Genomic DNA, 12,083 nt, shown 5'->3' with positions numbered 1-12,083 from the left:
CTATCGCGCACCGAGCGCCCACAGCGCGTCGAGCACGTGCTGCGTCGCCCGTTCGACCGGGCCGGCACGATGGGCAATCCCCAGCTCGCGCCACAACGCCGGACGTAGCGGCCGCATGACGATGCGCGCATCCGGCAGCGGGGCGCCCGCCTCGTGCGGCAGCAGCGTCGCGCCGTACCCCGCGGCGACCAGGCTCTTGATCGCATCGTTGTAGTTCAGTTCGATCCGCGGCTCGGGCCGATGGCCGCCCAGTGCGAACCATTCGGTCGTAAGCCGCGACAGGCGCGTCGTCGCATCGTTGAGGATCAGCGGCCGCGCGGCCAGATACGCCGGCGTCACACGGGCCGGAAGCGGCCAGTCCGCAGGCAGGAAAGCCATCACCGGATCGCGACGCCACGGCCGGATCGACAGCCCCGCGACCGGCGCCTGCGGCAGCGCAACCAGCCCGACATCGAGCGTGCCTTGTGCAATGCGCGCCAGCGTGTCCTGCGACGTGAGCACCGCGATCTGCACGTCGATATCCGGATGCTGCGCGCGCAATCCGGCCACCGCCTGCGGCAACAGATGCGCGATCGCGCCGGTCGATGCGCCGAGCCGGACGCGCCCGCTCAACCCCTGCACCTGTCGCTGCACGTCGTCCAGCGTGGCTTCGACCTCGGCCAGCAGGCGCCGCGCCCGCTCCACCAGCACTTCGCCGATCACCGACGGGCGCACGTTGCCGCGTGTGCGCGACAGCAGCGGCGCGCCGACGCGGCTTTCCAGCTCGGCGACATGCAGACTGACGGTCGGCGGGGCGAGGTGAAGCCATTGCGCCGCCGCCACGAAGGAACCCTGGTCCGCGATCGCGACCAGCGTACGGAGGCGGTCCAGACTGATCTCGCGCATCGCATCCCTCTCGTTCAGGAAAGCTGAATCATACGATCAGCAAATTCAACTTTTCCTATTCTAGGCGTTCGGTGGACGATACGGTTTCCCCCGACGACCGAACGCGACGCACACGACCATCATGAGCTTCCCCACTGTCTTCATCGACGGCGACCAGGGCACGACCGGGTTGCAGATTCACGCGCGTCTGCGCGACCGCACCGACGTACGGCTGCTCACGCTTCCCGCCGCCGAACGCAAGGACCCCGCGCGCCGCGCCGATGCACTCAACGCGTGCGATATCGCCGTCCTGTGCCTGCCCGACGCGGCCGCGCGCGAAGCGGTCGGCTTCATCCGGAACCCGGCGGTACGCGTGATCGACGCGAGTTCGGCCCATCGCACGCAGCCCGACTGGGTCTACGGCTTTCCCGAGATGGCCGACGGACACGCGCAGGACATCGCACATGCGAAGCGCGTGACCAATCCCGGCTGCTACCCGACCGGCGCGATCGGCCTGCTTCGCCCGCTGCTGCAGGCCGGGCTGCTGCCGCGCGACTACCCGGTGAGCATCCACGCGGTGTCCGGTTACTCGGGTGGCGGCCGGGCGGCCGTCGACGCATTCGAATCGGCCGACGCCGCCACGCCCCCGTTGCCGCTGCAGGTGTACGGCCTCGCGCTCGAACACAAGCACGTGCCCGAGATCCGGCAGCATGCGGGGCTCGCGCACCGCCCGTTCTTCGTGCCGGCCTACGGTGCCTATCGGCAAGGCATCGTGCTCACCATTCCGATCGAGCTGCGTCTGCTTCCGGCCGGCGTGACGGGTGAGCGGCTGCATGCGTGTCTCGCGCACCACTACGCGGACGCGCGCCACGTCGACGTGACACCGCTCGCGGACGCCGCCGCGGCAACGCATCTCGATCCGCAAGCGCTGAACGGCACCAATGATCTGCGGCTCGGCGTGTTCGTCAACGAAGCGCGCGGCCAGGTGCTGCTGTCCGCGGTGTTCGACAATCTCGGCAAAGGCGCATCCGGCGCGGCCGTGCAGAATCTCGACTTGATGCTCGGTGCGTCGAGCGCCGCGTAACGCGCCCGCAGGCGCCGTCGACGGCGCCTGCGCACGCCCCCGTAAAAGCTCACCTTTAGCCGGTTTCAGGCCGTATCGTCGCTCGCGACGGCATTCAGGCCGGCCAGCGTCTCCACCAGGAAATCCACGCACACGCGTACCTTCGCCGACGCCGCGACGCGTTCCGGATACACGGCCCAGATGTTCGCGGGCTGAAGCGCGTCCGGCAGCACGCGGCACAACGCGCCGCGTTCGATCAGCGGCCCGGCCTCCCAGATCGAGCGCAGCACGATGCCGCGCCCGGCCAGCGCCCATTGCACGGCCACCTCGCCATGGTTCGTCGACAGTGCGCCGCCGACCTTCACCGTGGCCGTTTCGCCGCGCACGGTCAGCCGCCATACGCCGAACGGATGATCGCGCTCCTTGATCGCGAGACAGTCGTGCGAGGCCAGATCGGCCAGCGAGCGCGGCGTTCCGCGGCGGGCCAGATAGTCGGGCGACGCGCACAGCACGCGATGGTTCGTGGCGAGGCGGCGCGCGATCAGGTGATCGGCGATCTCGTCGCCGATGCGCACGTCGAGGTCGTAGCCTTCGCCGGCCACGTCGACGAGCCGGTCGAACAGATCGAGCCGCACGTTCAACTGCGGATAGCGCGCGCTGAAGTCGAGCAGCGCCGGCGCGACGACGTGCCGGCCGAAGCCGAAGCTGCTCGACAGGCGCAGCGTGCCGCGCGGCACCGTGCGCGTGGTCGACACGTCCTCGACGAGATGATCGACGTCGTCGAGAATCTTCTCCGCGCGCGCGAACACGCGTTCGCCGGCTTCGGTGACCGTCATGCGGCGTGTCGAGCGATGCAGCAGGCGCGTGCCGAGCTGCGCCTCGAGCATCGCGATGCGCTTGCTGACGTACGCGGGCGATACCGCGAGCTGCTCGGCGGCCGCGCTGAAGCTCGCGAGGCGGACGACCAGGCTGAACACGCGCAGGTCGTCGAGGTTCGGCGATTTATTCACGATTCGTGGAAAGTCGATTAACTTTTGCGTGATTTTAATCCGGATGGAAATAAATAGAATGACGTGACGGGCCGTTGCCTTCCTGGCAGCTGGCCGACCAGCCAAGGAGATTTGCATGACCGACAGGACTTACAGGATTGCCGTGATCCCCGGCGACGGCATCGGCCGCGAAGTGATGCCCGAGGGGCTGCGCGTGCTCGCCGCCGTGACCGCGCGCTTCGGCGTGCGCTTCGACTTCGTCGAGATCGACTGGGCGAGCTGCGACTACTACGCGCGGCACGGCAAGATGATGCCGGACGACTGGAAAGCGCAGCTGTCGGACATGGATGCGATCCTGTTCGGCGCGGTCGGCTGGCCGGCGACCGTGCCCGATCACATTTCGCTGTGGGGCTCGCTGCTGAAATTCCGCCGCGAATTCGACCAGTACATCAACCTGCGGCCCGCGCGCCTGTTCGACGGCGTGCCGTCGCCGCTCGCCGGCCGCCGCGCCGGCGACATCGACTTCATGATCGTGCGCGAGAACACCGAGGGCGAATATTCGTCGGTGGGCGGCACGATGTTCGAAGGCACCGAACGCGAAGTCGTGATGCAGCAGTCGGTCTTCACGCGGCACGGCACCGAGCGCGTGCTGAAATTCGCGTTCGAGCTCGCGCAGCGGCGCGCGAAGCGCGTGACCGTCGCGACGAAAAGCAACGGCATCGCGATCAGCATGCCGTGGTGGGACGCGCGCGCGGCCGAGATGGCCGAACGCTATCCGGAAATCGCGGTCGACAAGCAGCACATCGACATCCTGTGCGCGCGCTTCGTGCTGCAACCGGACCGCTTCGACGTCGTCGTCGCGTCGAACCTGTTCGGCGACATCCTGTCGGATCTCGGGCCGGCGTGTACGGGCACGATCGGCATCGCGCCGTCGGCGAACCTGAACCCCGACCGCACGTTCCCGTCGCTGTTCGAACCCGTGCATGGTTCCGCACCCGACATCGCGGGGCAATACATCGCGAATCCGGTCGCGATGATCTGGTCGGCGGCGATGATGCTCGACTTCCTCGGCAACGGCACGGGCCGCGAACGCGACGCGCACGATGCGATCGTCGCCGCCATCGAGGACGTGCTGCGCACGGGGCCGCATACCCGCGATCTCGGCGGCCATGCAGGCACGCAGGAAGTGGGCGAGGCGATCGCCGCGCGGGTTGCCGGTTGAGGGGCGCGTCCGGCGTTCGCGCCGGGCGGCACTGCGTGAATAGTCTGCGGTGAGCGGCACGCGATGCGGTTGCGCACTTGTGCAGACTCCGCCGATACGTCGCGGTGAAGTCGAGCGGTGAGCGACGGCACATCGCAACGCGCACTGTTTGCGCGGATCTTCGTTGACGTCGAAATCAATTCGATCGGTGAGTTGCACGTCGCGCTCGCACCCACCGATCGTCAACACACGTTCGCTTCGACGCGATCGGTGAGATGCATCACGCGACGACGCACACCGCAGCACGTCGAGACATCCGCCGCTTCATCGGGCGCAAGGCCGCGTCGACCGGGTCGAAGCACACAGTCCGACGCAGCATTTCACCTCGTCCCGAAAAATCTCACCTTCAACGGACGGCTCCCGAATTTCCTCACCATTGAACCGCGGGGACGCGTTCGCCGCTCCGTTGAGCGCGTGCGCGGCATCACAGCCCGAGGTCGGACAGCCCCGGATGATCGTCCGGACGACGACCAAGCGGCCAGTGATAAAGGCGGTCCGCCTCGCGAATCGGCAGATCATTGATGCTCGCGTGGCGATGCGCCATCAGGCCGTTCTCGTCGAACGCCCAGTTCTCGTTGCCGTACGAACGGAACCAGTTACCCGCATCGTCATGCCACTCGTACGCAAAACGCACCGCGATGCGATTGCCGTCGAACGCCCACAGCTCCTTGATCAGCCGGTAGTCGAGTTCGCGCGCCCACTTCCGCTGCAGCAGCCCGACGATCTCGTCGCGGCCCGTCACGAATTCCGCGCGATTGCGCCAGCGGCTTTGCGGCGTATAGGCGAGCGACACGCGTTGCGGGTCGCGCGTGTTCCACGCGTCCTCGGCGGCGCGCACTTTCTGGCGCGCCGTGTCGAGCGTGAAGGGCGGAACGGGCGGACGAACTTCGGGGGAAGCGGACATGGGTTGCTCCTGTTCAGGGTTGTGGCCGCGAACGCACGCAGCCGGTTCGGGTTCGCTGCGTCGGCTACCGCGACACGGCATCGAGCAGCAGTTCGGCCGTCGCGCGCGCATCGCGCGCGGCGTTTGCATCGCCACTGACGAGCGCCACGCCGATCGCGCCGTCGATCAACACGAGCCACTGACGCGCGATGCGCGCGAGCCCGCGGCGCTCGATGCCGGTTTCGTCGGCACAGGCGTCGAAGCGCTCGCGCACGAACGCCAGCAGACGCGCCTTGTGCATGCGGGCGACGACGCGCACGGGATCGTCGGCGTCGGGTATCTCGCCCGCCGTATTCAGGAACGCGCAGCCATGAAAGTCCGGCTGCCCGAACCAGTCGCACAGCACGTCGAACATGCCGAGCAGTTGCGCGCGCGGCGTCTTGCCGCGCGCCAGCGTGGCGTCGACGAACCAGCGCATCCAGCGCTCGTCGCGACGTTCGAGCGCGGCGACCACCAGCGCCTCTTTCGATTCGAAATGCGAATAAAAGCTCTTTCGTGCCGCGCCGGATCGCTTGACGATCGCATCGACGCCGGTCGCATGGATGCCGCCCGAATAGATCAGCGCTTCGGCCGCGTCGAGCAGCCGGTCGCGCACGCCCGGTTCGCCGGAGGAGTCGAGAAGTGTGTTCATGGGTTTACGGTAGAACGATCGTTCTCCGGCGTCAACCTTCATGTGAAAAGCCCTGCCGGCGAGAGGGCCTCGTCGTGTCCTGGCCGAGACGTCGAGGCCGGCCGCGTTTACGACATTTTTTCTTGAAGCGGCGACACGACGCTCACTACACTTCGGTCACCCTGTCTGGGCGAAAGGACATCATGCAGCGACCGGAATCCGCGCGCCCCGCGCGCGCCTATGCGGCTTATGCGAAACGGCTCGACGGCCGCGTCATCGTGCGGCGCTTCGACCCGTGCAGCGATTCGTACGACACGCTGACCGCGCTGCTGCATCGCGCGTTCGCGCCGCTCGGCGCCTTGGGCTTCAATTGCCCGTGCGTCGATCAGCCGGCCGCGGCGACGCGCGAACGCGTGCTGACCGGCGAGTGCTTCGTCGCGCTCGGCAACGCGCATCTGGTCGCGACGATGACGATGCGCTCGCACGATCCCGATTCGCGCTGCGATCCGTATCGCAGCCGGCGCGTCGCGACGCTCGAGCAGCTGGCCGTCGATCCGGTCTGGCAGGATCGCGGCATCGGCCGCGCGCTGCTCGCATTCGCGCAACGTCGGGCCGCCGCGCGCGGCGCGACGCATCTCGCGCTCGACGCGCCGTACGCGGCGGCTCGGCTCATCGCGTTCTATCGTCGCGACGGATTTCAGCCGGTCGACGTGGTGCGCTTTCCGGGGCACAACTACGACAGCACGATCTTGTGCAAGGCCGTCGGCGGCGCCGACGGCAGCACGCGCGCGCACGGCACGATGCAGATCGACGTCGCGCGGCAAGCCGGTGCGGCATCGTGAAACCCGATGTGCGCAAGCGCGATGACGACGACGATCGCGCACGGCTCGCCATCCGGCAGGCACGCGTGCGGGCGGCGCTAAGGCTGCGTGGCGTGATGAAGCTGACGATCGTCACGATCGCGGTGGCGCACGTGTTGACGTTCGCGTTCGAAGGCGTGCTGGCCGCAGCCGGTTTCGCACCGGACGCGGCGGCCGTGCTGCTGTTCCGCTTCGCGACGTGCGCGCTCGTGAGCTTCTGGCTGCAGGCGGATGCGTTGCGCGCGTACCGGTACGCGGCGCAACACGGGTTCGTCACGGCTCCCGGCGCGCATGGCGATCCGCTCGACGTTGCGCCGCAGTGTCCGAAGCGCTGGCTCGTCGTGTTGAGCCTTCAGCTCGACCCGCGCGGATCGAATGGTGAACGGATCAAGTAGCGGTCGGCGCACCGATCGAAGCCGATCGCCCGCGCATCAGTGAGTCGCAACGCGGGGTGCGGCTCACGGTTGAGGTTTCGGTTCGGCATGATGTCGCATAGGGTGGCGGGCGAACGCGTGCACGCCAAGCGAAGCGGGGAACTGCGGGGAAGTGGAGAAACAGGCGCCGGATGGCGTGACGGGAGAGAAGCGAAGCAGCTGCCGACCGGTGAAGCGAACGTGCAATTGCCGGTCACCGATGCGGGATCGTGCGGCGATTCGGCACGCAAACACAGCTCCCGAATAATCTCACCTCAAGCGCTGCGTCACGCGTTTCGACGTGTGACGGTGCGCGTGCAAACGAAAACGGGGCAGGCGGCGATCGCGCCGCGCTGCCCCGTCTCGACACTCAGTCGACTCAGACGGTCCAGTCGAGAATCACCTTGCCGCTTTCGCCGGACAGCATCGCGGCGAAGCCTTGCTCGTAATCGTCGGCCGCGAAGCGGTGCGTGATGATCGGCGACAGGTCGAGGCCGCTCTGCAGCATCGCGACCATCTTGTACCAGGTCTCGAACATCTCGCGGCCGTAGATGCCCTTGATCTCGAGCCCCTTGAAGATCACCTGGTTCCAGTCGATCGCCGTCTGCGCGGGCGGGATGCCGAGCAGCGCAACCTTGCCGCCGTGGTTCATCGCCTCGAGCAGGCTCGTGAACGCGCTCGGCACGCCCGACATCTCGAGACCGACGTCGAAGCCTTCGGTCATGTGCAGGTCGGCCATCACGTCGCGCAGCGACTCGCGCGCGACGTTGACCGCCCGCGTCGCGCCCATCTTGCGCGCGAGCTCGAGCCGATAGTCGTTGATATCGGTGATGACGACGTTGCGCGCGCCGACGTGCTTCGCGATCGCGACGGCCATGATGCCGATCGGGCCCGCGCCGGTGATCAGCACGTCCTCGCCGACGAGGTTGAACGACAACGCCGTGTGCGTCGCGTTGCCGAACGGATCGAAGATCGACGCGAGATCGTCGGAAATCTCCGGCGGAATCTTGAACGCGTTGAATGCCGGAATCGCCAGGTATTCGGCGAACGCGCCTTCGCGGTTCACGCCGACGCCCACCGTGTTGCGGCACAGATGCCGGCGCCCGGCGCGACAGTTGCGGCAGAAACCGCACGTGATGTGACCTTCGCCGGACACGCGATCGCCGATCGCGAAGCCGCGCACTTCCTGCCCCATCTCGACGATCTCGCCGACGTATTCGTGGCCGACGTGCATCGGCACCGGAATCGTCTTCTGCGCCCAGTCGTCCCACTTCCAGATATGGATGTCGGTGCCGCAGATCGCCGTGCGGCGGATCTTGATCAGCACGTCGTTGTGGCCGACTTCGGGGCGCTTCACCCGCGTGAGCGTGAGGCCGGGGCCGCGTTCGAGCTTTGCCAGTGCTTTCATGGTCGCGCCTCCGTCAGATGATGCCGAGCGACTTGCCGACGCGCACGAACGCGGCGACCGTCTGGTCGATCTGCTCGGGCGTATGCGCGGCGCTCATCTGCGTACGGATGCGCGCACGGCCGCGCGGCACGACGGGGAACGAGAAGCCGATCACGTAGACGCCTTCGCCGAGCAGCCTGTCGGCCATGTTCGTCGCGAGCTGCGCGTCGCCGAGCATCACCGGGATGATCGGATGCGCGCCGGGCACGAGCGTGAAGCCGGCTTCGGTCATCTGCTTGCGGAACCGCGCGCCGTTCTCGCGCACGCGCTCGCGCAGCTTCGCGCCTTCGTCGCTGCCGAGCAGTTCCAGCACCTTCAGCGACGCCGCGGCGATGCTCGGCGTGAGCGTGTTCGAGAACAGATATGGACGCGAGCGCTGGCGCAGCAGCTCGATCACCTCGTGACGCGCGGCGACATAACCGCCCGAGGCGCCGCCGAGCGCCTTGCCGAGCGTGCCCGTGATGATGTCGACGCGGCCTTCGACGCCGCAGTGTTCGGGCGTGCCGCGGCCGTGCGTGCCGATGAAGCCGACCGCATGCGAATCGTCGACCATCACCAGTGCGCCGTAGCGATCGGCGAGATCGCAGATGCCTTTGAGATCGGCGATGATGCCGTCCATCGAGAACACGCCGTCGGTGGCGATCAGCTTGTGCCGCGCGCCCGCGGCATCGGCTTCCTTGAGCTTCGCCTCGAGGTCGGCGAGATCGTTGTTCTTGTAGCGGAAACGCTTCGCCTTGCACAGGCGAATACCGTCGATGATGCTCGCGTGGTTCAGCTCGTCGCTGATCACTGCGTCGTTCTCGTCGAGCAATGTTTCGAACAGGCCGCCGTTCGCATCGAAGCAGCTCGAATAGAGGATGCTGTCCTCGGTGCCGAGAAACGCGGCCAGCGCGCTTTCCAGTTGCTTGTGGACGGTTTGCGTGCCGCAGATGAAGCGCACCGATGCCATGCCGAAGCCGTCCTGGTCGAGGCCGGCCTTCGCCGCGTCGAGCAGGCGCGGATCGTTCGCCAGACCCAGATAGTTGTTCGCGCAGAAATTGAGCACGCCGGCACCGCCGGCGAGCCGCACGGCTGCCGCCTGGGGACTCGCGATCTCGCGCTCGGTCTTGTAAAAACCGTCCGCGCGGATCTGGTCGAGCGTCCCGCGCACCTGGGCGAGAAAGGCATCACGCATCGCAAAGCTCCTGACAGGGTTTCGCATTCCGCAGCGCACTGCTCGTGGCGGCGCAACGGCCTGCTACTGTTATAGTCGGTCGTTCGGTTGACCGCACTTATCCGATATTCCGAACTGGAATTCGAAATATCGAACAACTCTAAGCGAACGGAATCCAAATGGCAAGTTCCTCCGGATCGCGGCGCCCGCCCGCCGCAGCCGCCCCGCAACCGCCGGCCGCGACCCCGCCGCGCGTGGGCGAGCAGATCCAGCGACTGCGCAACGAGCGCAAGCTGACGCTCGACGACCTGTCGCGCGCGGCCGGCGTATCGAAATCGATGCTCTCCGAGATCGAACGCGACAAGGCCAACCCGACGATCGCCGTCGCGTGGCGGCTGACGAACGCGCTCGGCATCACGCTCGACGAACTGTTCTCGCAGCCGAAGGCGCCCGAGACGATTCGCGTGGACGGCCCGCACGACATTCCGACGCTCGCCGGCCACGACGGCCGGTACCAGCTGCGCGTATGGGGCCCGATCGACCTCGCCGGCAAGTTCGAGTGGTACGAGCTGACGCTGCCCGGCGGCGGCGCACTGGTATCGAACGCGCACGAACCGGGCACGCGCGAACATCTCACTGTGCTGCAGGGCGCGATGGAAATCGAGGCCGCCGCCGCCAGCCGACGCCTGAAGACGGGCGACACCGCACGCTACCCGGCCGACGAGCCGCATGCGATCCGCAATCCCGGCAAGGCCGAAGCGCGGGCACTGCTGATCGTGATCCATCGCTGACGGCGCGGATAGTCGGCCAAAAGGCCAATCGCAGGCCTGTTGCGGAAAACACTGTATGTTTGTACAGTATACGGACATTCCGCCATGCACGGGCCGGAGCCGGCGCACCGAGGCGCCCGCCCTGGTCGACAGGAGCCTGCAATGACAGAAGAACAAGATTTGGCCGCGCTCAGCTTCAAGGCTGCCGCGCACGACCTCGAATTGATCGTCCGCCATATCGCCGGGCGCTACATCCGTCAGCGCGTGCCGCTGACGTGGCGCCTGCTGCACGCGATCGAAGCCGAAGCGCTCGCCGATCTCGGCTTTGCGAGCCGGCACGACGCGGGCATGCGCCAGTTGTTCGAACGGCCGTCGGACATGACGTTTCCCGAAACCGACGATCCGATCGACTTCGGGCGCTCGAATGCGCTGCCCGCGGTCTTTTCGTTCGCCGTTCTCGCCTATGAAGCCGCGGCAACGGCGCACGACACCGCGCGTCCCGCGCGCGCGCTGCGCCCGTCCAAGGCGTGGGGAGACTGATGGCCCAGCCCCGGCCGAGCCGCACGGCGGCCGGTTCACCCGTTCGATGCCCGAGACGTTGCGGAAAGGGCTACCATATACGCAACTAACGGAATTAATACCATGTCCCTTCCCGCCGCTCCCGACACTGCCGCACACCCGGAAGAAAAGGATCTGTTCGACCGCGATGCGTCCGACTGGGTCGCGTCGCCCGAAGCTGCGTTCGACGCATGGCTGGCCATGCAGGACTATCGCCGCTCGTCAGCCGATGTCTATCGCGCACAGTGGGGCGCGTTTCTCGCGTGGATGCGCGCGCATCAAAAGAACCTGGCGACGGTCGATACACCGACCATCGCGAACTTCGTCGGCGAGTTGCCGATCAAGAAAACGCAGCGGATGCGCTATCTCCGGCTGATCGAGCGCGTGCTCGACCATATCCGCCGCACCGAGTACGCGTCGACCAATCCGGCCCGCTTCATTGCTCAGGATGGCGAAGCGAACTGGCGCAAGGCGCGCGACAACGAGCCGACCGGTTTCCTCACGCCGGCAGAGCGCGCGACGTTGCTCGCCTATCTGTTTTCGCCGATCGGCGTATCGGGTTCCGCATACTGGAAGGAGCGTCGCGACCGCGCGCTCGTCGCTGCATTTCTCGGCGCCGGCATCAAAACCGGCGAAGCGCGCTCACTTACGATTAGTTGCATCAATACGAGTGGCACGTCGCTGCGGATCGAGTCGACGCATCCGGATTATTCGCGGGAGACCCATCTGGCCTCGTTTGCGATCGCTTTGCTCGAAGCCTGGCTCACCGAGCGCAAGCGCCAGGAGATTCCTGGAGAACTCGTCTTCCCCGCATCGCATGCCGGGCGACCGATGCACAAGGCGACGATGCTGCGCGCGATCGATGCGATCGTCGAATCGGCCGGGCTCACGTCGTCACGCACCGCGCGCGCCAGCCCGCAAACATTGCGCAACACCTATGCGGCGGAATTGTTCGAGCACGACGTGCCGCCCGAGCGGGTCGGCAAATGGCTGGGCTTCATGCGGCCGATCTCGTCGAATCGCCTGCATCGCGCGTGGAAAAACTGGCGCGACGGGCTGGCCGACCACAACGGTGACGCGTCCGACCGCGACGAAACTCACTGATCGGGAACCGGCTGCTCACGCGAACCGATCCGTGAGCAGCCTTGTGTG

The 12,083-nt window shown here is 66.9% G+C and carries 13 protein-coding genes; 7 read left to right on the top strand and 6 right to left on the bottom strand.

Annotated elements, in window-relative coordinates:
• Positions 1-885, bottom strand: coding sequence for a LysR family transcriptional regulator (locus tag DTA15_RS05250; protein ID WP_006485167.1), 885 nt, complete (start codon positions 883-885; stop codon positions 1-3).
• Positions 886-1,006: 121 nt separating this feature from the next.
• On the opposite strand from DTA15_RS05250, the gene argC reads away from it, so the two are divergent.
• Positions 1,007-1,948, top strand: coding sequence for an N-acetyl-gamma-glutamyl-phosphate reductase (argC, locus tag DTA15_RS05245; protein WP_006485160.1), 942 nt, complete (start codon positions 1,007-1,009; stop codon positions 1,946-1,948).
• A gap of 65 nt (positions 1,949-2,013) precedes the next feature.
• On the opposite strand, the gene DTA15_RS05240 is transcribed toward argC, so the two are convergent.
• Complete coding sequence (locus tag DTA15_RS05240) at positions 2,014-2,937, bottom strand: LysR substrate-binding domain-containing protein (RefSeq protein ID WP_006485150.1); 924 nt, start codon at positions 2,935-2,937, stop codon at positions 2,014-2,016.
• A gap of 115 nt (positions 2,938-3,052) precedes the next feature.
• Here DTA15_RS05240 and DTA15_RS05235 point away from each other — a divergent pair, with 115 nt between their 5' ends.
• Positions 3,053-4,138, top strand: a complete 1,086-nt coding sequence (locus DTA15_RS05235; RefSeq protein ID WP_006485169.1) for a tartrate dehydrogenase — start codon at positions 3,053-3,055, stop codon at positions 4,136-4,138.
• Between the two features lie 463 nt (positions 4,139-4,601).
• Here DTA15_RS05235 and DTA15_RS05225 read toward each other — a convergent pair whose 3' ends face one another.
• Both DTA15_RS05225 and DTA15_RS05220 read right to left on the bottom strand, forming a co-directional pair.
• Positions 4,602-5,081 (bottom strand): nuclear transport factor 2 family protein, encoded by a 480-nt coding sequence (locus DTA15_RS05225; protein ID WP_006485164.1) that lies wholly within the window; start codon positions 5,079-5,081, stop codon positions 4,602-4,604.
• A gap of 64 nt (positions 5,082-5,145) precedes the next feature.
• Positions 5,146-5,751 (bottom strand): TetR/AcrR family transcriptional regulator, encoded by a 606-nt coding sequence (locus tag DTA15_RS05220; protein WP_006485172.1) that lies wholly within the window; start codon positions 5,749-5,751, stop codon positions 5,146-5,148.
• A 182-nt stretch (positions 5,752-5,933) separates the two neighbouring features.
• Between DTA15_RS05220 and DTA15_RS05215 the strand changes: the two genes are divergently transcribed.
• Together DTA15_RS05215 and DTA15_RS05210 are read left to right on the top strand one after the other, a co-directional pair.
• A complete protein-coding gene (locus DTA15_RS05215) occupies positions 5,934-6,572 on the top strand; it encodes a GNAT family N-acetyltransferase (RefSeq protein WP_006485174.1) in 639 nt (212 codons plus the stop codon).
• Positions 6,569-6,985 (top strand): hypothetical protein, encoded by a 417-nt coding sequence (locus tag DTA15_RS05210; protein ID WP_006493628.1) that lies wholly within the window; start codon positions 6,569-6,571, stop codon positions 6,983-6,985. Before DTA15_RS05215 ends, DTA15_RS05210 begins: the two co-directional genes overlap by 4 nt.
• A gap of 397 nt (positions 6,986-7,382) precedes the next feature.
• Here DTA15_RS05210 and tdh read toward each other — a convergent pair whose 3' ends face one another.
• Positions 7,383-8,411 carry an L-threonine 3-dehydrogenase gene (tdh, locus tag DTA15_RS05205; RefSeq protein WP_006480187.1) on the bottom strand — a complete coding sequence of 343 codons (1,029 nt, stop codon included), beginning with the start codon at positions 8,409-8,411 and terminating at the stop codon, positions 7,383-7,385.
• 13 nt (positions 8,412-8,424) lie between these two features.
• A complete protein-coding gene (locus DTA15_RS05200) occupies positions 8,425-9,624 on the bottom strand; it encodes a glycine C-acetyltransferase (RefSeq protein WP_006485176.1) in 1,200 nt (399 codons plus the stop codon).
• Between the two features lie 158 nt (positions 9,625-9,782).
• On the opposite strand from DTA15_RS05200, the gene DTA15_RS05195 reads away from it, so the two are divergent.
• From DTA15_RS05195 to DTA15_RS05185, 3 genes are all read left to right on the top strand, one after another.
• Positions 9,783-10,394, top strand: coding sequence for a helix-turn-helix domain-containing protein (locus DTA15_RS05195; protein ID WP_006496226.1), 612 nt, complete (start codon positions 9,783-9,785; stop codon positions 10,392-10,394).
• 141 nt (positions 10,395-10,535) lie between these two features.
• Positions 10,536-10,913: a DUF2471 family protein gene (locus DTA15_RS05190; protein WP_006485149.1), complete on the top strand. Its 378-nt coding sequence runs from the start codon at positions 10,536-10,538 to the stop codon at positions 10,911-10,913.
• A 102-nt stretch (positions 10,914-11,015) separates the two neighbouring features.
• Entirely contained in the window at positions 11,016-12,035 is a 1,020-nt protein-coding gene (locus DTA15_RS05185; RefSeq protein ID WP_006485171.1) for a tyrosine-type recombinase/integrase, read from the top strand.
• The last annotated feature ends 48 nt before the right edge of the window (positions 12,036-12,083 follow it).

This window comes from Burkholderia cenocepacia, from assembly GCF_900446215.1.
In the GTDB taxonomy this organism is placed as follows: domain Bacteria; phylum Pseudomonadota; class Gammaproteobacteria; order Burkholderiales; family Burkholderiaceae; genus Burkholderia; species Burkholderia cenocepacia.
Note: the sequence above shows the minus strand (reverse complement) of the source record. Positions and strands in the feature narration are given on the sequence as shown.